The sequence below is a fragment of the Acetobacter pasteurianus genome (assembly GCF_009914215.2).
In the GTDB taxonomy this organism is placed as follows: Bacteria; Pseudomonadota; Alphaproteobacteria; order Acetobacterales; family Acetobacteraceae; genus Acetobacter; species Acetobacter pasteurianus.
Map to the genome: position 1 here is coordinate 1162229 of NZ_CP039846.2, position 20268 is coordinate 1182496.

The following is a 20268-nucleotide window of genomic DNA, read 5'->3' on the forward strand; positions in this document are numbered from 1 at the left end:
CGACAGGTAGCAAGATGTCTCAGCCCGATCTCGGCACCAAACGCGTCTGCGTCTCCTGCGGTGCCCATTTTTATGATCTAAACCGCACTCCTGCCGTATGCCCCAAATGTGGCACGGAACAGCCCCCACTGGTGCCCCGTTTGCGCCGGAATTCTGATACCCTGTCCAACACCCCGGCAACAGCGGCCCCCGCCAAGAAACCCAGTGAAGATGATATCGATCTGGATACAGATGCGGATACAGATGCCGATGACGTGCTGGAAGATACCGCCGATCTGGATGACGATGATGATGATGACATCAGCTCTGATATTGATGTCAGCACCGATTCGGACGAACACGACTCCTGATCTGCTGCCATAAACACGGCAAAGAAAAAGCCCGCCTTTTGGCGGGCTTTTTTATGAAGATCTCATCAAATTTTTACGCAGGTGTTGAACGTCTTTCTATTTCCACACCAACGGCTTCGATTTCTTCAAAAACATCCAGCTTTTCAATCCGTACCCGCACCACCTTCACGCGGTTATCTGCCAGCACACCGGCCGCAATACGTTCTGCCAGCGTTTCTACCAGCCTGACATGCCCCTCCGCCACAATCTGACGTACCAGCACAACCACCTGCTCGTAGGAAACTGTGCGGCTTAGATCATCCGCACCGATTTCCAGATCTGTGCGATCATCCACCCCGAACGAAACGGATACGCGAATACGCTGCGATACCCCCTGTTCGTGCGGAAAAACACCGATATTGGCATCCAGAATCATGTTGCGGATAAACAGGCGGCGCAAAGGCGGCTGATCCGCCCATGGAGCAAAAACAGCCATTTTCTATTCTTCCAATACAGCACCGGCAGGCAACGCCGGAGACCATTGTAAATGCTGCCCACCATCCAGCGCCAGCATCTGCCCTGTTACAGAGGGTAAAGCCAACAGCACCAGTGCGGCGCGCGCAACTTCTTGCGGCGATGTGCCATGCCCCAAAGGCACAGAGGCACATTGCCGGGCAAACTGTTCTTCTGTCTGCCGCGTACTTGGCAGTGCTGGCCCGGGGCCTATGGCATTCACACGTATGCCCTTAGGGGCCAGAGCCAGCGCCATTGTTTGTGTTAACGTCCACAAAGCACTTTTAGACACCGTATAGCTGACAAAATGCGGCGTAAGAGACCACACACGCTCATCCAGCATATTCAATATCATGCCTTGCGCCGTTTCTGGCAGCGCCTTGGCAAAATGCTGCATCAGCACAAATGGGGCACGCAGGTTGGGTTTTAGGTGCGCCATCCAGCTTTCACGCGTGGCATTGTGCCATTCATCCCGCTCAAACGTAGAGGCATTGTTGACCAGCACACCTAGCGGCCCACCCAAGGCAACTGACGCCTGTTCGACCAGAGGTTCCACCCCTTCTTCGCGCGCCAAATCTGCTTGCAACAAGCAGCTTTTCTGCCCACACGCGTTAATAGCGGCTGCCGTTTCCTGCGCATCTTCCTGACCTGAGCGATAGTGAATTGCCACATCAAAGCCAGCCTGTGCCAACCCCAAAGCTATGGCACGCCCAAGCCGTGCCCCTCCGCCCGTTACCAACGCACGACGGGGAATGGCCGCCGAAATGGGAAAACCATCCAGTGGCATCGTATCAGCCTCCTTTATCGTCATGCAGGGCGCCGTGCGCCCAGTGCTGCGGCCAGAGTGCCATCATCCAGCACATCCAGCGCCCCACCCATGGGCACGCCTTGCGCAACACGGCTGACGGTTACACCACCATAAGGCGCAAGCTGATCCATCAGCCAATGCATGGTGGTGGCACCTTCTACTGTTGCGCCTAATGCCAGAATAATTTCGCGCACTGTGCCTTTGTTCAGCTTTTCAAACAGCGGGGCTACATCCAGATCTTCCGGCCCAATACCCGCCAATGGAGAGAGTGTGCCGCCTAGAACCTGATACACACCCCGGTGCACACCAGCACGCTCCAGCGCCCACAGATCACCCACCGTTTCCACAACACAGATCAAACCCTGATCTCGCAAAGGATCAGAGCAGATATGGCATGGATCTATCGTATCCAGATTACCGCAGGATGAGCAGGTTTTTATGGCATTGCCTGCCCGCTCCATTGCGTGCGCCAAAGGCGCAAGCCGGGTTTGCGGTTCTTTCAGCAAATACAGCGCAACCCTGCGCGCAGAACGCGGGCCAAACCCCGGCAACCGGCCCAAAAGCCGGATAAGCTGCTCTATTTCCTGCCCACCCATACCGGACAATTCTGTTACTCGCTCCGCTATATCAGAACGGCAGTTTCATGCCGGGCGGCAGGTTGAGGCCACCGGTGACTTTCTGCATTTCTTCTGCGGCTTTTTCATCCAGCTTTTTGCGGGCATCTGCACAGGCAGCCACGATCAGATCCTGCAGCATTTCCATTTCTTCCGGATCTGCCAGTTTGGGATCAATTTTAATGGAGCGCATGTCCCCTTTACCACTCAGCACAACCTGCACCATGCCTGCGCCAGCTGAACCTTCAATGTTCATGGCTTCCAGCGTGCTCTGCATTGCTTCCATTTTGGACTGCATCTGCGTGGCCTGCTTCATCAATGAGGCAAGATTTTTCATCAACTATCCCTTTATTCTCAAACTGCCGGGTTACTGGCAGCCTGTTGCTATATGTCACACCACACAGCCTGAGGGGCGTGCATTACCTGCTCACCGGAGTCAGTCTGGAGACATGCCCGGATCATAGGGCCGTTCATCATCATCCAGAAACTCTGCATCCAGCGGCGCAAAAAGCAGCTCTGGCACAGGTTCTTCTGGCGGCAGGCCGTAATCATCCAAACCGTGATCGCGCACTTCTCCCAGTTCTGCATCCGGGAAAAACTTGAGAATGGCCTTCACCAGCGGGTGCGCTTCAGCTTCCTTACGCCGAAACTGAATAATCTCAGCACCTTGCGCATCCAGCGTAGGCTCACCTTCTTCTTCCGAAAGACCGACCCGCCAAGACATACCCGTGGCGCGGTCCAACACTTTGCGAAGCTCTTGCGCGGCACCAGCGGGCACGTGCTGCTCAAACCGCAACACAATATGCCCGGGCGCAAAGGACACCAGATGCGCTGCATGCCGAAGCTGCCCATGCAGGATGGCTTCTTTCTGATCCTTCACCAAAGCCACGGCTTCTCGCCATGTGCGCGGATGAGGTAGAGCTTGCGGCTCAACAGATGGCATAGGCACCGGTGCCGCTACCGGCACGGCAGCAGAAACACTTTGCCCACCACCACTGACCATACGCAACGGCGGTGGCTGATGCCCTGCAGAAACAGATGAGGTTGGCACAGCAGAAGTTGCCCCAGCAGCAGGCGCTCCAGAACTTGCACCCTCACTTGGCGCAGTTCCTCCCTGCCCTACAGAACCTTCCGCCCCAGAAAGACGTTTTATTAAATCTTCTGGAGATGGCATATCCGCCACGTAGCATAGGCGAATGAGCACCATATCTGCGGCAGCGCGTCTATCAGATGCAGCTTCTACTTCCTGCATCCCCTTTACCAACATCTGCCACGCCCGCATAAACACCGGCACCGTAAAGGTATCCGCCATATGCGTGCCGCGCACACGCTCGGCTTCTGGCATATCTGCCGAATCGCGCAGGCTGGGCACAGCGCGCAAGCGGGAAACCGTGTGCACCAGTTCCAGCATATCCCCCAACACAAGGCCGGGATCTGCGCCACGTGCGTATGCTGCATCCAGCAACGCCAAAGCCTGCTCTGGCTTACCAGTCATCACGGCTTCCAGCAGATCGAACACCACTTCCCGATCCGCCAAACCCAGCATGTCACTGATAACCGTGGCGCCAATAACGCCATCTGCATCAGTCTGCCCCGTGCCCTGCGCTATGGCCTGATCCAGCAAGGAAAGCCCATCACGCACTGAGCCATCGGCAGCTCGTGCAACCAATGCCAATGCATCTGGTGACAGACGCACATGTTCTTTTTCTGCAATGCGGGAAAACAGCCCAACCAGTTCAGATTGCGGAACACGACGCAAATCAAACCGCTGGCAGCGTGAAAGCACCGTTACCGGCACTTTCCGCAGTTCTGTGGTGGCAAAAATAAACGTAACTTGTGCTGGCGGCTCTTCCAGCGTTTTGAGCAGCGCATTAAAGGCATTGCGAGAAAGCATATGCACTTCGTCAATAATAAAAACCTTCATGCGCCCCTGCATGGGGCGGAAACGCGTGGCCTCTATTATCTCGCGCACATCATCCACGCCCGTGCGGGAGGCGGCATCCATTTCCAGCACATCCGGGTGCCGGTCATTCAGGATGGCTACGCAGTTTGCACACACACCGCAGGGATCTGCCGTTGGGCCACCTTTTCCATCTGGCCCGATACAGTTAAGGGCACGCGCAATAATACGGGCCGTAGTGGTTTTGCCCACACCACGCACACCTGTAAGCATAAACGCATGCGCCACCCGCCCTAGTGCAAACGCATTACGCAGCGTGCGCACCATGGCTTCCTGGCCAATCAGATCATCAAAAGTGGTAGGGCGATATTTACGGGCCAGCACCCTGTATGGCGATGCGGCCTGATCCTGCTGCGTTGCGGGAAGCTGTTCTGGTACCTGTTGGGCGGGCTCATCACCAAACAGACCGGGGCCTTCCATTTCAGGATTGGGGAGTCCCTCATCCTGAGGAAGCTGCGCGTCTGTGTTGTCGCTCATGCCTTGCCCGAAGAAAAAGTTCACGCCTTGTTTTATATGCGAAACACGTGCCGCATTGGCGGAAAATAACGGGTGGAAAGCCGAACAATGACCCGGACGAAACTTACCATGGCTGCTTCCTTCCGGATCTGACCGGGTTGGCAAGGTATCCGTCCACTGCCGACTTTCCGCTTTTTACATAACACTAAATGGGTGCGCATGCCAACCCTGTGTAGTAGCCGCCAAAGCCCGTTGCTTTACCTTCTGGCCATGAACAGGCTAAAAACAGAGCACCCCAGAAGCACAGACCTGTGTATTAAGAGAGTTTTGCGCGTGTTTTTATTCCGCCCTTCCACTCCGCTTTTTCGGCCATTTGCTTTGGCATCCCTCTTTTTTATGGGCTCTCTTGCTGCATCAGCAGTGGCGCGCGCAGATGATGATCCGCCACCCCGTACAAACGTGCCCAATGCGCAACTGCAAAAAGAGCTGGCCGTTCTACATTTTAAACCAGAAGCAGCCAGCCCGGCCTGTATTGATGCCCTGAAAGAACTGCACAAAACACAGGATATGCTCAAAGCCGAAGAAGCTCGATCCCATGATCAGGATCTCGCTATTGCGGAAGATGTGCTGGAATCTGATTTTGAAAATTCCATAGAAATGTGCGCCCCAGATGTGCAGCGCTTGTGCGAAGCACCCAACCCTTCTGCTGAGTTGGCACATACCTGTGAGAAAATTGACAGTCTGCCGGATTCTGCAAACTGATTTTTCTTTAAAATCCAGAAAGGCTTGGCCCGGCATGCACAATCGCACCTTCTGGCGTGCAGTTTCCTGCCCGGCGGGGCCTTATGGCTGGCCACCACTTATTCTGGTTGCAATATTATTTTTTATAATCGGCTTTGTAACCTGGTTGAACGGCCCCCTGATATCCTTTGTGAAAATTGCATTTTCTCTCGATGATATCAGTGCATTTTTAGTTCCTTTTGTTTTTTATATTTCCTACTTTTTATTCGCCATTCCGGCGGGCAGAATTGTAACAAAACAAGGCCTACGGCAAAGCCTGATATATGCCCTAAGCATTATGACAGCAGGCATGATTGTTACAGGCCAGTTTATGAAAGTGCCCTCCTACCCCGGCACATTATGCGGATTTTTAATTCTGGGAAGTGGGTTGGCGCTTCTACAGGTTGCCGTAAACCCTTACATAAGTTTTTTAGGCCCCGTTGACCGCGCTGCACAGCGCATTGCAATTATGGGCATTTGCAACAAAGTTGGAGGAATTTTAGCGCCTGTTGCTTTGGCGGCATTTGCCATGCCGCATGTTGGCGACTTGCCTTTGGTGCAAAGAAATTCTCTTTTGCAAAAACAATTCATTTCCACAATTTACTGGCCATATATAGGAATGGCTGTACTTTTAGCTTTAACCACTTTGTATATAAAATTTTCAAGTTTGCCTGATATAAAAACACCATTTTCAGACAACAAAGAAATTAACGCCCCAATGAAATTCAACCCAACCCTGTGGTTTGGCGTTATGGCCATGTTTCTTTACGTTGGCGTAGAAGTTCTGGCAGGAGACGCAATTGGCACTTATGCATCTGGGTTCCACATTCCATTAAATATCTCCAGCCTTTTTACATCAGCTACCCTTGTTTGTATGCTTTGTGGATATCTGACGGGGTTGATATGTGTACCCCGCATTTTTTCTCAAGAGCGCGCCCTTGTGCTTTCCTGTTTTACAGGTTCTGCCCTAAGCCTTTTGGCATACATGACGCATGGCTACCTATCCGTTGCATGCATTGCACTTCTTGGATTTTCAAACTCCATGATATTCCCATCTCTTTTTCCAACTGTTTTGAATTCTACTCAAAATAAAACTTCTTTTGTATCTGCATTGCTGGTTATGGCATATTGTGGAGGCGGCATTTTGCCGCAATGCTTTGTGTGGTTAAAATCCATTATAGGGTTTCAGGCAGCATTTTCTACACTGTCCTGCATATGCTATTTTGTAATTTCTTTATTTATTTTGTGTTTTTCAAAAAAAACTACACCACAAACTTCTAACGGCTAAATAACATGACAGAACTTTCCGGAAACCTTGTTCTTCCCAATACAGTTGTAAGTGGAAAGATAAATTTCGAAACCACAATCCAGAACATTGCACCCACCAAACATGAAATGAACCGCTATATTCTTCCGGGATTTATTGACGGACATATCCACGGTGGCGATGGGGCAGATACTATGGATGGTGTAGAAGCCATTCATACACTCAGCAGGTTTCATGCCCGGCATGGCACAACAACATTACTACCCACAACAATCACCAGCCCTTGGCCGGATGTTATCAACACATTGCAGGCTATTGCTGAAGTTACCGGGCAACAAATTCCCGATGGCCCCATGATACACGGCGCACATCTGGAAGGGCCTTTTGTAAGCCCCCATAAACTTGGTGCCCAGCCCCCTTTTAATATCCCACCAACCCCAGATAAGGTTTCAGAAGTTCTTGCCACAAACTGCGTGCGTGTAGTGACATTGGCACCAGAGCTACCCCACGCACAAACCGCCATGGAAAGTTTTGCCAAAGCTGGCGTGTGCGTAAGCCTTGGCCACACCGTTGCCAGTTATGAACAAGCCCATCAGGCTATTTGCCATATTTGTAAAGCTGGTGGTGTGGCTGGCGGTACGCATCTTTTTAACGCCATGCCCCCTATTGAAAGCCGACGCCCTGGCCCTGTTACAGCCTTGATGTGCAGTGACGCCTATGCCGAGATGATTTTTGATACACACCATATTCATCCAGCAACATTCCAATTGGCGCAACGCGTTATGCCGGAGCGGCTTGTTTTTGTAACCGATGCCATGCGTGCTGCTGGCTTGCCGGATGGCCCAAGTCAGCTTGGTGGGCAGGACGTGATTGTAGAAAATGGTACGGCACGCTTACCAAATGGTAGCCTTGCAGGAAGTGTGCTGACACTGGATGTCGCCCTGCGTAATGCCATAAATACCGGAACACCGCTGCACGAAGCTGTAGCGCTTTTAACGCGCAATCCGGCAAACTATCTGGGGCTGCATGACCGCGGCACACTGGAAACCGGAAAACGTGCTGATTTTGTTGTGATGGATTCTAACCTGCACGTGCAGGAAGTATGGGTAGGCGGCCAGCGTATTCATTAAAAATGACGGGAAGAGTTTTTGTTTGCTTCCCGTCATAATACGTCAGATTTACTCTGAAAGCTGCAGAACGCTTTCCACGCCTTTGCGCGTGCCAAGCACCGCAGCTTTTTCTTTGACTGTAAGCTTGTGTTCAACTTCAGAAACCGTGTGAGATTCTGAAAGCTTCACCAAACCCACCAACTGATCTGCATTAATAGGATCGCCAGCTTTGCGTTCTGGTGGCAGCATAGCCATATGTGCCTGCGCCAGCCCTACATCTGCCCGCAAAGCGCGCAAAGCATCTTCCGGAAGATCTGGCGCCTCATCACTTTCCCGGTCTTGCTCTACCTTTTTAAGAACATCCGGCATGTTGGTTTCTTCTGGCACCAGAAGTAGGCCAGCTTTACGAAAATCCAAGCCCACATTACGGCTGCTGGTAAACGCTACCAGAGGAATGGAAAAAACCAGACCCAACAAAACAGGTGTCATCCAGAAAAACAGTGATGGAGAAACAACCCATGCCCCAGCACCCAACAACAAACCAAAAATGGTAAAACGCCCATATTGGCGCACAATATCCATAAACGGTACGCCGCCGTCATCTCGCCGCTGTGCATTCCAGCCGGAATCATGGCCTGTGAGAATAGAAAATACGCCGAGCGTTTGAATCAGCATGGCTATTGGAGCAATCAAGCCACCAATCAGCGTTTCCACCAATATGGAACCTGCCGCACGTATGGCACCACCACACCCTTTGCAATTTTCTCTATCCAGCAAGAGGGCGATATAAGCGAGAAGTTTTGGTGCCAACAACACAATCATGGTGCCAATAAACACGTACTTCGCCTGCACTGGATCAACATGTGGCCAGTGTGGATAAAGAAGCTTTGTTTCACCAAAATATTCAGGCCGCTCAAAATGAGCCTGCAAGGAAATGAGAATACCTGTTAGCAAAAATACCAGCCACAAGGGGGATGTTACATAAGCCCCGATGCCAACAATCATGTGCATCCGGCTAACCCAATGCAGCCCCTTTGTTGGCAGAACCTTGACGTGCTGAAGGTTGCCTTGGCACCAACGCCTATCACGAATGGCAACATCGGTAAGAGATGGAGGGCTTTCCTCATAAGAACCATCAAGCGCTGGTACCATATGAATGGCCCAGCCCCCACGGCGCATCAGGGCAGCTTCTACAAAGTCGTGGCTTAGAATATGCCCACCAAAAGGTGGCTTTCCCGGCACATGCGGCATACCCGCCTGCTCTGCAAAAGCGCGTGTGCGGATAATGGCATTATGGCCCCAGTAATTTCCTTCTGAGCCATGCCACCATGCAATACCGTATGCAATAACTGGCCCATACACACGGCCTGCAAACTGCTGCAAACGTGCAAACAGTGTTGTGCCGCCAGTAATAACCGGAAGTGTCTGTATCAGCCCTACACCGGGATTACGTTCCATTGCTGCGGCCATACGCACCAACGTAGCGCCAGACATAACGGAGTCTGCATCCAGCGTAACCATGTGGTCATACGCTCCGCCAAAGCGGCGTACCCATTCCCCTAGGTTACCTGCCTTACGCTCCACATTGTTATGGCGGCGACGGTAAAAGATATGATCATATCCGCCAGTTTCTTCACGCAGCGCCAGAAATGCAGCTTCTTCCTCTACCCACACATCCGGGTTTGTAGTGTCCGATAAAATAAAGAAATCGAACGCAGCCAGTTCTCCCGTTTCCTGCAAACTATCGTAAATGGCTTTCAGCCCCGCCATAACGCGGCGAGGAGGCTCATTATACGTGGGCAGCAAAACAGCGTTACGCCGCGCAAGCTGGGGCAAAGGGCCAGACTTGCTAATCCCCAGTCCAAGCCCCCCATGCGCAACTAAAGAACAGAACCCGGCAACCGAAGATGTGAATGCCAGTGCAATCCACATAAACAAAGCAATAAACAGCAGCAGCATGATCACACCCAAGGTGGAAACACCTGCTTCATCCATCACTTTATGTGTGCGCCATGCCCCATAGGCCGTTAGCAGCAAGGCAGACCCAATAACAGCCAGCCGACGCAGCACAATATTCCGCGGAGAGGTAATAGGCGTGCGGCCACGCCCTGCCATGTTAGGTGCAGCATGAAAATCCTGCACCGGCATATCCAACGGAGATTCTGAAGGGAGAGCACGAAACATTTGTGTAGAATCCGGCATGTTTACGGCGTCCATCGGTACAACCACTGTTCAGATACTGGCCCTGCATCCGTTTCCAACGCGCAGCTTAGATCTGCCACCTTGGCATCACCCGGCACAAACTCAAATGTTGTGCGCCACCCGTTGATTTCCGGATTTGGCTCTACAACAACATTACGAATTGTGCCGGCAGATGCTTGAGGAGAAACGTGAAAATGCGTGTCCTTCGGCAAATGCTCGAAAGGTGCTCCCACAAAATCTATAGCAAAGAAGCGGGCAGTTTTATCATCCACCACAGCGCCAACACGTGTGGCTCCAATACGCGCCAGTGGAGTGGGGAAAGGCGCATCCCACCCCCAGTACATGCGATAGGTAAAGCTGTATTCCTTGCCTGCCTGCAGGGGTTCCTTAGGCCGCCAGAAGGCAACAATATTATCGTTCACTTCATTAGGCGTGGGAATTTCCACCAGATCTACCCAACCCGAACCCCAATCTCCAATAGGCTCAATCCATAGGGAAGGACGCTTTTCATAATGCAAGGCCAGATCTTCATAATCATGAAAAGAGCGCCGACGCTGCATTAACCCGAAACCGCGCGGAGAGGTATCGGAGAATGTTGAAAACTGGAGATCAAGCGGATTACGCAATGGCCGATAAAGCTGTTGGTCTGCACCTGTCCACATTTGCAGGGCTTCGCTATCATGCGCAGCGGGGCGCCAGTCATCAATGTGGTTGCGATCGTTCCCGTCAAAATAGAACATGCCCGTCAGCGGCGCGATACCAGATTGTTCTATTTTGGTGCGTGGGAATAATGTGGATTGCACATCAAACACCGTGCTCTCACCTGGGCGGATAGTAAAACGAAAAGCCCCTGTAAGAGATGGGCTATCTAGCAGCGCATGAATGACAACAGACTGCACGCCAGGCTGAGGTTTTTCCAACCAGAAAGCACGGAAAAGCGCAAATTCCTCACCTTTAGGGTCCCCCGTACCATCGGCAAAACCGCGCGCAGAAAGCCCGTAAATCTGATCTTTACCGACTGCACGGAAATACGATGCCCCCAGAAAAACACAGAACTCTTCCATCACTCCGGGGGTGTTAATTGGAGCACGCAGGCGCAAACCAGCAAAACCCAGATTATCATCTACCCGCAAAGAAGAATCTGCATATGTAAACAAGTCTGGAGAGTAAGGGACAGCCGCAGCCTGCCCGTTTTGCACTTCGTAAATTTCGATCCGCGGCTTGTATAAAAAACCACGCGGATAAAATTCCACATCAAAACCCAGATTATCACCAGCCCACAAAGCACGGTCCGGGCGATAGGCAATGCTCCGGAACTGATCAAAATTCAGGTTGGAAAGTGCCTTTGGTAACGTCTGGTCTGGCGCCTTGTAAGCCCCGTTTGCCAGCCTGCGAGCAATCTGCGCAACTGTGTTATCATCAAATGCGCCTGTGGCACTTACCAGCCCTTCGGCGTGCGCCCGCCCAATGGCACCCCCTACCAGCGAAGCCAGAGTAGCACCCGCCCCTGCCTTGATTACATCACGTCGCTGCACATTTGCTGACACGTCTGTCTCCCGTTCTCTTGGTAAATTTTATGGGATGGTTTTTTCATTGCTCTGAAGAGACCCATCTCATTCTGGTGAGGTTTTTTGTGGGCACACAGACAATAAACTTTCCAGTTCCGCCATATCGGAACTGGCTGCCTGAGCAGCCTTATCTTCGATCTGACGATACAGGGTGACAACCGCTTTACCTGTGGGCGTAAGGAAAGCCCCACCGCCCCCACCGGGACGCGTGATAACCAGAGGTTCCTTAAAAAGCTGGTTCAGATTATCTACCAACAGCCATGTACGACGATAAGACATGCCCATGGCACGCCCTGCCGCTGAAATGGAGCCCGTTTCTTCCAACTTTTCCAGAAGATGTATCTTGCCGTGCCCCAACGCAGGCTTACCATCTGCATCTAGCCGCAATGTCAGTCTTACTCGTGCCGTCATGCCTACCCACTTTTCCAGTTATCAGCCTTTGAGTTGAATAACTGTATAAGGAAAAAACGGAAATTCTATATGACTCCCAGCGCAGATACCACTTGGCGTGCCATGACACCAGATGATCTTACCGGTGTTATGACATTAGCTGCCCGTGTTCATCCTGATTACATGGAAGATCTGGCTGTTTTTGAAGAACGCCTGAAACTTGCACCCAGTGGCTGCTTTTCTCTTGTACGAGATAAAGAAGTGCTTGGCTATCTGATAAGCCACCCATGGCAAGGCCTTGTTTCCCCGCCATTAAACACTTTGCTGCATACTCTGCCTGATCAGGCAGACAGTTGGTATATTCATGACCTTGCCCTTTCCCCCACAGTAAGAGGGCAAGGGTTTGCACAACAGGCTTTAGTATTGGCAGAACAAACAGCCCGCAGGCATAATCTGCACACTCTTCTCTTAACGTCCACCTGCCACGCCATTGGCTTTTGGCAAAAAGCAGGGTTTACGGATGCGCCCACCAATAAAACAGAACAGGCGGCGCTGGCATCTTACGATGCACAAGCCCGCCTGCTTTACCGCGCTATAAATTAAAGAAGTTCAGTCACCTTCTTGGTGTTCTGGCGCCACCATCATGGCCTCGGCAACAACACCGGCGTGTTCACGCACACGGCGTTCGATATCTGCGGCCATTTCTGGATGATCACGCAGGAACTGTTTGGCGTTTTCACGCCCCTGCCCAATGCGCTGACTATCGTATGAAAACCAAGCCCCGGATTTTTCGACAACACCAGCTTTTACGCCAAGGTCAATCAGCTCACCCACCTTGCTGATACCTTCACCGTACATGATATCAAACTCTACCTGACGGAAAGGTGGCGCCATTTTGTTTTTAACAACCTTTACGCGCGTTTGGTTACCAGTAACCTCATCCTTGTCCTTAATGGACCCGATACGGCGAATATCCATACGCACGGAAGAATAGAACTTCAGGGCGTTACCACCCGTGGTTGTTTCCGGGTTCCCAAACATTACACCAATTTTCAGGCGGATCTGGTTCAGAAAGATCATCAGGGTATTGGAGCGTGCCACCGTGCCCGTAAGCTTACGCAGCGCCTGGCTCATCAAACGTGCATGAAGGCCAACATGGCTATCGCCCATATCCCCTTCCAGTTCTGCACGTGGCACCAATGCGGCAACACTATCCACCACCAGAACATCAATCGCGCCGGATCGCACAAGTGTATCTGCAATTTCCAGCGCCTGTTCACCCGTATCTGGCTGGCTGATCAGCAGGTTATCTACGTCCACACCCAGCTTTTTGGCATAACTGGGGTCCAGCGCATGTTCGGCATCAATAAAAGCACATGTGCCGCCGCGTTTTTGCGCTTCTGCAATAGCATGGAGCGCAAGCGTGGTTTTACCAGAGCTTTCTGGCCCGTAAATTTCCACCACACGCCCACGAGGCAACCCACCAATTCCGAGCGCAATATCCAGCCCAAGGGAACCAGTAGGAATAACATCTGCCTCTACTTTGGGCCGCTGCCCCAAGCGCATGACAGAACCCTTGCCAAAAGCACGTTCAATCTGCCCCAGCGCGCCTTCGAGAGCCTTTGCCTTATCCATTTTTACCATTCCCTTCCTGTGGGCCGGACTGCCAGATGTATGTAAGGCCCTTGAATGTGCATAACGCACCATGCACGAAAGATTATGCGTTTGATTCCTGCCATAAAGCCCCTGCGGCAGCAACGAATGTACCGGGTAACCGCTTTATGAAAATTTTTTGCTGCTGTTGCCATCTCTCCCTGTTCTATTAAGAACAAATTGGCAACTTTTCAAGATGGCAGCGTGAGATTAAGCTGCCATCTTTTAAGATTCTGAAAATTATCAGCTCTTTTTCCCATGATCGGAAGAAAGAGCTAGCCCGAACCCTCTGGGGTCAGTCCAACCAAAGCATTTGCTGCCATCGCCCGGCAAACCGGCTGGGCAGGACACAAAATTGGCACGGCCTACACCGTTGGTAACCTGTGGCCGACTGCCCGCTATTGCAGCCTGCAACGCAACGGCCGCCGTATCTGCCGCTACATTCTGCCCAGATGCGGTAGCCGCAGCCTGAAACTGGTTATTACCGCGGTGCGCAATGGCAACAGGCAGAAGCGGCAGGGGTTTCCGCACCGGAGAAGCCCCCAGCATAATGCCTGTGGAACCAGCAATACGCCCAGTACCAAACAGATTGTTCATGGTGAATGCACAGCCAACAGATTCCCCTTGCCTATCTGTCACCACAAAAGATGTAGAAGCAGGCAAGGCCGGCAGAACAGAACCAGCAGGAATATGGCCGGAGTTCAGGAGGGCCTGTGCATCTGCAATACTGGTAGCAGCCCCTTTTGCGCCTTGCCGGGCACGCCAACCAGATACTGCCGTTTCAGCCCTTACACGACCGCCATTCTGCCCCACATTGGAAAGATACGCGGCAGCCATACCAAACCCGCCATCTGCAGGCGGTGGCAGAAAGCTGATATCAACACCATCAACACGCGCTGTAAGCGGTTGGGCCGCCACGGGAACAGCCGCACGCAAATCCAGCGTTGTCAACCCGGCACCTGCAACACGCGCGGCATCTGCAAATGTCTGGCCCAAGGCACCAGCATAAAGATCGCCCACACCAGCAATGCGCATCCGCTCCAGCGCACCTGCCAAACGTGTTTGCACCATCACGTCATCCGCCACCAGCACGTTACCGTTGGCATTACCAAAAATGGCACGGGTTTTTTCATCTGCCAGCAAGGGTGCCTGAACAGCCGCAAGGTCAGAGGCCAACAATCCGCCTACCGGCACCCCGCGGGAAGCCAGATTACGGGCCGGCAACAGCAGATCAGCAAAATCCACACTACCATAACGCAGCTGCATCAAATACAGGCCACGGGCCAGCATGGGTACAGAAGCAGGGCGATCTGCCCCGGCATCATTCAACCCGGCTCTGGGCAGAAACACAAAAGCTTGCCCAGCACTATCACCCGGCTTCCATGCCAGACAGGCACCACCGCCACCCAAAGATGCGCGGGAAGGCAGCGTAACAGAAAGAGCGAGCCCAAGGGCTGCCGCAGCATCGGCCGCATTGCCCCCTTTGGCCAGAACATCGCGCCCCACCAAAACGGCCTGCGGTTCATCCGCCACCACTTCCCCCACAAACCCGGTTTCCACCGGCTGTGCGATATGGCTGCCAGAACTACAGGCTGGCAGAACAGAGGTAAGAGCAAGAGCCAAAGCCCCCGCACGCTTGCGAGAACCAGAAAGCACGGTTTTAAACCGCGTAAAACGGGGAATAATAGAACGGGCGGCCACGCCTTGCTTTCTCCACTACTGGGCCCGTCCGGCGGGCAGTCGTCTGGATGGTATCTCTCTGGATTAACCTGCTTTACGGCGGGCAGCAACAGCCCAACCTTGCCGTAATGACCGCACGTGCCATACCATTCCAGTTTATGGACAAGGACACCATGCAGAATCTGAAATCTTTCTTCCGCCTTACAGCGGGCGCTGGGGCACTGGCTGCCGCTCTGTTTTGTGCGGACTCCGCGCCAGTACGTGCAGCAGATAGCAGCTTTACACCTGCCCAGCGCGCCGAAATCGTCAACATCATGCGCAACGCCCTGAAAACCGACCCCTCCATTCTGTCGGATGCGATTGCCTCCCTGCAAAATCAGGCCGCAGCGCAGAAAAGTGCCTCTGCGCTCGACCTGGTTCGCCATAACAAAGCGCTTTTTGGTGGCAGCTCTACTGATGTGGTGTTGGGGAACCCGCAGGGTACCCTGAATGTAGTGGAGTTTTATGACCCACGCTGCCCTTACTGCCGTAAGGTGCTGGATGATCTGGATGCACTTGTTGCCGCAGAACCAGACCTAAGACTGGTGGAAAAAGTTATTCCTGTTCTGGGGCCAAACAGCACGCTGGATGCACAGGCCATTATGGCTGCTGGCTTGCAGGGCAAATACATTCCGTTCCAGAAAATCCTGATGGCGGATTCTTCTGCCCCTGGGATGGATCGAATCCGGAATGCAGCACGTCAGGCCGGGCTGGATGTGGATAAGCTGGTGAAGGACATGAAAAGCTCAGCCGTCACCACAGCGCTGGCAAAAAATGTTGCTCTGGCCCGCTCCATCAATCTGGAAGGAACGCCTACCTTCATTATTGGGGATCAGGCCATTATCCCCGGTGCGGTTTCTTTATCTGAACTTAAAGCTGCCGTGGATAAGCTGAAAAGCAGCCACTAATCCTGTTTGGTGGGTGCGTTAAAACCCGCACCCACCAGAAATGCTTTTTACGCGGCCGAGCAGGCTGCCTGACGTGCTGGCATAATGCCTTCTTCACGCAGCAGAACACCCAGCGCATTAATCAAGTCATCCATCATCTCATCCGTGTGGAACGGCCCCGGCGTAAGGCGCAGACGCTCCGTGCCCTGCGGCACAGTCGGATAATTGATGGGTGTTGCGTAGTGCCCATACTCTGTCAGCAAACGGCGGCAGATGCGCTTGCAACGCTCTGCATCGCCAATGGGAATAGGCACAATATGGCTGGGTGTCATGGTAAACGGCACACCGGCAGCCCGCAGGCGGTGGCGGAACGTATTCACGCGCTCAAAAATGGATTCACGGCGCCAGTTTTCCGCACGCACCTTGCGCACACTGGCAAGCGCCCCTGCCACAACTGGTGGCGGCAGTGCAGTAGTGAAGATAAACCCGGAAGCTGTAGAGCGCAGAAAATCTACAATCTCAGCAGAAGCTGTAATGTAACCGCCATGCACACCAAAGCCCTTGGCCAGTGTGCCTTCGATAATATCAACCTGATCGGCCACACCATCGCGCTGGGAAACACCGCCGCCTTCCTGACCGTACAGGCCCACGGCATGTACTTCATCCAGATAGGTCAGCGCATTATATTTACGGGCAAGCGCACAGGTTCCGGCGATATCGGAAATATCACCGTCCATGGAATAAACGCTCTCAAACGCGATCAGCTTGGGAGCATCTTTTGGTGCTGCCGCCAATTTTTCTTCCAGATCTTTCAGGTCATTATGTTCGTAAATGACTGTCTGAGACCCGCGAGCACCTTTGATGCCTGCAATCATGGATGCATGATTCAGCCGGTCTGAAAAACAGATCCAACCTGGCATGGATGTCAGAATAGTTTGCAGGCTGGCCTGGTTGGAAACATAGCCAGAAATAAACAGTAGCCCAGCTTCCTTACCGTGCAAGGAGGCCAGTTCTGCTTCCAACTGCGTATGCAGCGGGCTTGTGCCTGCAATATTACGCGTACCACCTGCGCCAGCCCCGTGTTCCCGAATGGCGGCGATAGCAGCGTCCTGCACCTCCGGCACAACGCCCATGCCCAGATAGTCATTGGTTGACCATACAATAACTTCACGCCCTTGCGGCAGATCACGCACGGCCTCTTCATACAAAGGAAAGCGCTCTGCCTGACGAGCCAATGGCGTAAAGGTTCTGTAACGCCCCTGATGTTTGATCTGATCCAGCGCCTGATGGCAGTGATCATAAAAAGGATGGCGGGCGTTTTTTATCGCTCCCACGCTAACTTTCTCCTCGCTTCTCGTCAGAAACGGTCGGGGCATGGCGCGTACCCATCGGCCGTCTGGCCTGTGTGTTCACACGTTTGTGTATATAGTGCTGCTTTACCGCACATACACCCGCACAACCGGTTTCGTCACGGAAGAATCCGGCATAGCGGACATTTCCACCTGCGCTTCCGATGCTCCGGCGTTAATCATTTCCTGCAACACGGCGCGGCCATCACCCTGCACCAAGTTCATCAGGGAAGATTGTTCCGCATCTGCATTGGCCTGTGGCGGCACCAGACATCTGACAACAAACAGAACATCAGGTTTGCGGCTAAGGGCAAGACGCGTGATCTGATCAACCGGTCCTTCCCACTGCGATGCAGGGGTACCTGCTGCCAGCTCAATCAACGGCGGCACAGGCGGCGGACCCGGCGGCGGCGGCGGAATATACGGCTTGGGTGCCACACCTGCGTTCGGGTTGAAGGTTTTTTGATCAACCAGCTTGCAGCCTGTCATGCCAACCAGCACGCACCCCGCAACAACAACACGGAGAAAAGACCCTTTTTCTATCACTCGGGAAACGGGCAGCATAACAGGACAGTTCTCCACCAGAACGTGTAATGGCAATTCAACATGGCTTTACAAAGCCATTTCTGTTTCTTTCGCGCTCTCCTGCACCGTGTGCAAGTCCTTTGGGCCTTTTCTTACCCTTTTCAGCAGCAAAATTTCGTTCCACACTCTCTTTCCAATGGCACAGGCCACACTCATAGAGCATCCATTTACCTCCCCTGCGGCAGCCCTGCCTGCGCAGGATACAGTTGTGCTGCGCCTATGTGCGGCGGCTCGCCTGCTTTTAGGGAAAGCCAGAAATTCTGCGCATCTGGCGTTACTGCAAACACTTTGCCTGCCTGTTACGGCACTATGGTGCCGCGTGCTGCGTTTTGATCCAGCGCACCCCGACTGGCCGGACCGGGACAGATTTGTTGTGCCCTCCGCCACCCTGCATCCTTTATTGCAGGCCATGCTGCACCTTAGCGGCACTTACGCGTTTTCCGAGTCCCCTTTGGAATATGGCATGCATCCGGGCGTAGAAACCGCCCCTGGCCCTGCTGGGCAAGGCATTGCAGCTGCGGCTGGTATGGCACTTGCAGAACACCTGCTGGCAAAACGCTATGGGCGCTCATTGGTCAACCACCGGACATGGGTGCTGGCGCGCGATGGAGATTTGGCCACTGGCGTTGCCATGGAAGCCGCGCAGCTTGCCGGTCGTTTTGGCCTGACCCAACTTGCTGTTCTCGTCAGCCCCACGCCAGGAGCAGATAGAACCGAGTTCTCAAACTCTCTGGCGCGTTTTAGCGCATCAGGGTGGAGCATCCGTAAAGTAGATGCATCACAGTTAAGCGCCATCAACGGTGCTCTAGCGGCCACCTTGCGGGCTAAAAAACCAACACTTATTGCCTGCATGCCGCCTGAAAGCCCGCAAACCTTTCGTCCTCAACCATGCCTATCTCCAGAAGAGGAACTGACAGGCCCGTGGAGCCCAACAGCCCGACGCGGCGCCACAGCATACCGTTCATGGCTTAAACGGTTGGCCAGACATCGCCTGCGCACAGCTTTTGAGCGTGAAACTGCTAACACCTTACCAAGCTTGCTCATGGAGGACTGGAGCCGGCTGTGCCGCCGCGCCATGCAGCCCACACATCAGGCCTCCACCCAGCAAGCCGCCATAACCAGCCTGCATACGCTTTCTGCCCTTTTGCCAGAGCTTACAGTTTTAACCGCAACATCTGCATTGCCACGCACCTCTGCGGCAGCGCACATTCAACCAGACTGGCCATGTAATATTCAGGAACATGGCATGGCCGGAATGTTAAATGGCATGTCCTTACATGGCGGCATTTTACCCTGCGGCATTGCCAGTATGATTACGGTGGACCGTATGCGCGCCGCACTCCGTATGGCTGCGCTGATGCGCCAGAAAATTATCTATCTTTTAACAGATGATGGGCTGGCCCTCAGCCATGATGGTGCAAGCTGGCAACCAGTGGAACAACTTGCCAGCCTGCGCGCCATGCCGCATCTGGCCGTTTTTCGGCCCGCAAACGCACAGGAAGCCTTTGCCTGCTGGAAGGCAGCCATCCGCTGGCAATCAGGCCCGGCTGTTATCATGCTCTGCCCCAACCCGCCCGAACATTCCTATGCTATGCCCATGCAGGGATCTGCCGCACGCGGAGGATACATTCTGCACGGCAGTGCTACGCGGCATGTCACCCTTATGGCTTCTGGCCCAGAAGTGAGCATTGCATTGGAGACGGAGCAACTCTTGCGGCAACATGGCGTGCAGGCCGCTGTTGTTTCCATTCCCTGCTGGGAAGTGTTTTCCAACCAACCAGAAGCTTACAAAACTGCAATTCTGGGCACAGATGTGCTGCGTGTGGGAATTGAAGCTGCCTCTGGCTTTGGATGGGAACGCTGGCTAGGCAGCCAAGGATTTTTCGTTGGTATGGATGATTTTGGCGTATCCGCACCTGCCAACGCGGTGTATGAACGTTTTGGCATTACTGCCGGAGCGATTTGTGCGCGGGTTTTAAAACACTTGCGTACATCCGGCGCCATAGAAGAAAGGTTCCTTCAGGCGCCATCACCTACCTCCTGCCAGCAAGAGCGGGAGCCGTTGTAACAATAAGAAGA

At 53.2% G+C, this 20268-nt stretch carries 19 protein-coding genes and 1 other RNA gene; 7 read left to right on the forward strand and 13 right to left on the reverse strand.

Features of this window, described 5'->3' with window-relative positions; translation table 11 throughout:
- Nucleotides 1-14 precede the first annotated feature (14 nt).
- Nucleotides 15-350, forward strand: a complete 336-nt coding sequence (locus FCN51_RS18855; RefSeq protein ID WP_003624883.1) for a TIGR02300 family protein — start codon at nucleotides 15-17, stop codon at nucleotides 348-350.
- Nucleotides 351-423: 73 nt separating this feature from the next.
- On the opposite strand, the gene folB is transcribed toward FCN51_RS18855, so the two are convergent.
- From folB to ffs, 6 genes are all read right to left on the reverse strand, one after another.
- Nucleotides 424-825 (reverse strand): dihydroneopterin aldolase, encoded by a 402-nt coding sequence (gene folB, locus FCN51_RS18860; protein WP_003624885.1) that lies wholly within the window; start codon nucleotides 823-825, stop codon nucleotides 424-426.
- 3 nt (nucleotides 826-828) lie between these two features.
- Nucleotides 829-1629, reverse strand: a complete 801-nt coding sequence (locus tag FCN51_RS18865; protein ID WP_160256580.1) for an SDR family oxidoreductase — start codon at nucleotides 1627-1629, stop codon at nucleotides 829-831.
- Nucleotides 1630-1649: 20 nt separating this feature from the next.
- The gene (recR, locus tag FCN51_RS18870; RefSeq protein ID WP_003624888.1) at nucleotides 1650-2246 is read right to left on the reverse strand and encodes a recombination mediator RecR; all 597 of its coding nucleotides are present in this window, start codon (nucleotides 2244-2246) and stop codon (nucleotides 1650-1652) included.
- Nucleotides 2247-2277: 31 nt separating this feature from the next.
- On the reverse strand, nucleotides 2278-2601 hold the full coding sequence (locus FCN51_RS18875) for a YbaB/EbfC family nucleoid-associated protein (RefSeq protein ID WP_003624890.1): 324 nt from the start codon (nucleotides 2599-2601) through the stop codon (nucleotides 2278-2280).
- Between the two features lie 99 nt (nucleotides 2602-2700).
- Entirely contained in the window at nucleotides 2701-4701 is a 2001-nt protein-coding gene (locus FCN51_RS18880; RefSeq protein WP_160256581.1) for a DNA polymerase III subunit gamma/tau, read from the reverse strand.
- A gap of 71 nt (nucleotides 4702-4772) precedes the next feature.
- Nucleotides 4773-4870, reverse strand: an RNA gene (ffs, locus tag FCN51_RS18885) — signal recognition particle sRNA small type.
- 29 nt (nucleotides 4871-4899) lie between these two features.
- On the opposite strand from ffs, the gene FCN51_RS18890 reads away from it, so the two are divergent.
- Genes FCN51_RS18890 through nagA form a run of 3 tightly spaced genes read left to right on the forward strand, consistent with a single transcriptional unit; the run spans nucleotide 4900 to nucleotide 7857 of the window.
- Complete coding sequence (locus tag FCN51_RS18890) at nucleotides 4900-5442, forward strand: hypothetical protein (protein WP_160256582.1); 543 nt, start codon at nucleotides 4900-4902, stop codon at nucleotides 5440-5442.
- Between the two features lie 34 nt (nucleotides 5443-5476).
- Nucleotides 5477-6748 (forward strand): glucose/galactose MFS transporter, encoded by a 1272-nt coding sequence (gluP, locus tag FCN51_RS18895; RefSeq protein ID WP_160256583.1) that lies wholly within the window; start codon nucleotides 5477-5479, stop codon nucleotides 6746-6748.
- A 5-nt stretch (nucleotides 6749-6753) separates the two neighbouring features.
- Nucleotides 6754-7857, forward strand: a complete 1104-nt coding sequence (nagA, locus tag FCN51_RS18900) for an N-acetylglucosamine-6-phosphate deacetylase (RefSeq protein WP_160256584.1) — start codon at nucleotides 6754-6756, stop codon at nucleotides 7855-7857.
- Between the two features lie 48 nt (nucleotides 7858-7905).
- On the opposite strand, the gene mdoH is transcribed toward nagA, so the two are convergent.
- From mdoH to FCN51_RS18915, 3 genes are all read right to left on the reverse strand, one after another.
- Nucleotides 7906-10038: a glucans biosynthesis glucosyltransferase MdoH gene (mdoH, locus tag FCN51_RS18905; RefSeq protein ID WP_201762611.1), complete on the reverse strand. Its 2133-nt coding sequence runs from the start codon at nucleotides 10036-10038 to the stop codon at nucleotides 7906-7908.
- A 2-nt stretch (nucleotides 10039-10040) separates the two neighbouring features.
- On the reverse strand, nucleotides 10041-11585 hold the full coding sequence (locus FCN51_RS18910) for a glucan biosynthesis protein (RefSeq protein ID WP_003624900.1): 1545 nt from the start codon (nucleotides 11583-11585) through the stop codon (nucleotides 10041-10043).
- A gap of 66 nt (nucleotides 11586-11651) precedes the next feature.
- On the reverse strand, nucleotides 11652-12017 hold the full coding sequence (locus FCN51_RS18915; RefSeq protein ID WP_003624903.1) for a winged helix-turn-helix domain-containing protein: 366 nt from the start codon (nucleotides 12015-12017) through the stop codon (nucleotides 11652-11654).
- A gap of 69 nt (nucleotides 12018-12086) precedes the next feature.
- Between FCN51_RS18915 and FCN51_RS18920 the strand changes: the two genes are divergently transcribed.
- Nucleotides 12087-12599: a GNAT family N-acetyltransferase gene (locus FCN51_RS18920; protein ID WP_160256586.1), complete on the forward strand. Its 513-nt coding sequence runs from the start codon at nucleotides 12087-12089 to the stop codon at nucleotides 12597-12599.
- A 6-nt stretch (nucleotides 12600-12605) separates the two neighbouring features.
- Here FCN51_RS18920 and recA read toward each other — a convergent pair whose 3' ends face one another.
- A complete protein-coding gene (gene recA / locus FCN51_RS18925) occupies nucleotides 12606-13631 on the reverse strand; it encodes a recombinase RecA (protein ID WP_220400579.1) in 1026 nt (341 codons plus the stop codon).
- A 261-nt stretch (nucleotides 13632-13892) separates the two neighbouring features.
- Nucleotides 13893-15350: a gamma-glutamyltransferase gene (locus FCN51_RS18930; protein ID WP_003624908.1), complete on the reverse strand. Its 1458-nt coding sequence runs from the start codon at nucleotides 15348-15350 to the stop codon at nucleotides 13893-13895.
- A gap of 47 nt (nucleotides 15351-15397) precedes the next feature.
- On the opposite strand from FCN51_RS18930, the gene FCN51_RS18935 reads away from it, so the two are divergent.
- Nucleotides 15398-16276, forward strand: a complete 879-nt coding sequence (locus FCN51_RS18935; RefSeq protein WP_160256587.1) for a DsbA family protein — start codon at nucleotides 15398-15400, stop codon at nucleotides 16274-16276.
- A gap of 47 nt (nucleotides 16277-16323) precedes the next feature.
- Here FCN51_RS18935 and hemA read toward each other — a convergent pair whose 3' ends face one another.
- Together hemA and FCN51_RS18945 are read right to left on the reverse strand one after the other, a co-directional pair.
- Nucleotides 16324-17631 (reverse strand): 5-aminolevulinate synthase, encoded by a 1308-nt coding sequence (gene hemA / locus FCN51_RS18940; RefSeq protein WP_050923475.1) that lies wholly within the window; start codon nucleotides 17629-17631, stop codon nucleotides 16324-16326.
- Between the two features lie 60 nt (nucleotides 17632-17691).
- Nucleotides 17692-18168 (reverse strand): hypothetical protein, encoded by a 477-nt coding sequence (locus FCN51_RS18945; RefSeq protein ID WP_124296294.1) that lies wholly within the window; start codon nucleotides 18166-18168, stop codon nucleotides 17692-17694.
- 157 nt (nucleotides 18169-18325) lie between these two features.
- On the opposite strand from FCN51_RS18945, the gene FCN51_RS18950 reads away from it, so the two are divergent.
- Complete coding sequence (locus FCN51_RS18950; protein WP_160256588.1) at nucleotides 18326-20257, forward strand: transketolase-like TK C-terminal-containing protein; 1932 nt, start codon at nucleotides 18326-18328, stop codon at nucleotides 20255-20257.
- The last annotated feature ends 11 nt before the right edge of the window (nucleotides 20258-20268 follow it).

Coding starts and splice junctions, on each gene's coding strand:
- FCN51_RS18935 (WP_160256587.1), top strand. CDS start 15,398: ATGGTATCTCTCTGGATTAACCTGCTTTACGGCGGGCAGCAACAGCCC.
- recA (WP_220400579.1), bottom strand. CDS start 13,631: ATGGATAAGGCAAAGGCTCTCGAAGGCGCGCTGGGGCAGATTGAACGT.
- FCN51_RS18950 (WP_160256588.1), top strand. CDS start 18,326: ATGGCACAGGCCACACTCATAGAGCATCCATTTACCTCCCCTGCGGCA.
- recR (WP_003624888.1), bottom strand. CDS start 2,246: ATGGGTGGGCAGGAAATAGAGCAGCTTATCCGGCTTTTGGGCCGGTTG.
- nagA (WP_160256584.1), top strand. CDS start 6,754: ATGACAGAACTTTCCGGAAACCTTGTTCTTCCCAATACAGTTGTAAGT.
- FCN51_RS18890 (WP_160256582.1), top strand. CDS start 4,900: ATGCCAACCCTGTGTAGTAGCCGCCAAAGCCCGTTGCTTTACCTTCTG.
- FCN51_RS18875 (WP_003624890.1), bottom strand. CDS start 2,601: ATGAAAAATCTTGCCTCATTGATGAAGCAGGCCACGCAGATGCAGTCC.
- FCN51_RS18865 (WP_160256580.1), bottom strand. CDS start 1,629: ATGCCACTGGATGGTTTTCCCATTTCGGCGGCCATTCCCCGTCGTGCG.
- FCN51_RS18920 (WP_160256586.1), top strand. CDS start 12,087: ATGACTCCCAGCGCAGATACCACTTGGCGTGCCATGACACCAGATGAT.
- FCN51_RS18915 (WP_003624903.1), bottom strand. CDS start 12,017: ATGACGGCACGAGTAAGACTGACATTGCGGCTAGATGCAGATGGTAAG.
- FCN51_RS18945 (WP_124296294.1), bottom strand. CDS start 18,168: ATGCTGCCCGTTTCCCGAGTGATAGAAAAAGGGTCTTTTCTCCGTGTT.
- folB (WP_003624885.1), bottom strand. CDS start 825: ATGGCTGTTTTTGCTCCATGGGCGGATCAGCCGCCTTTGCGCCGCCTG.
- FCN51_RS18880 (WP_160256581.1), bottom strand. CDS start 4,701: ATGAGCGACAACACAGACGCGCAGCTTCCTCAGGATGAGGGACTCCCC.
- FCN51_RS18855 (WP_003624883.1), top strand. CDS start 15: ATGTCTCAGCCCGATCTCGGCACCAAACGCGTCTGCGTCTCCTGCGGT.
- mdoH (WP_201762611.1), bottom strand. CDS start 10,038: ATGCCGGATTCTACACAAATGTTTCGTGCTCTCCCTTCAGAATCTCCG.
- gluP (WP_160256583.1), top strand. CDS start 5,477: ATGCACAATCGCACCTTCTGGCGTGCAGTTTCCTGCCCGGCGGGGCCT.
- hemA (WP_050923475.1), bottom strand. CDS start 17,631: ATGCCCCGACCGTTTCTGACGAGAAGCGAGGAGAAAGTTAGCGTGGGA.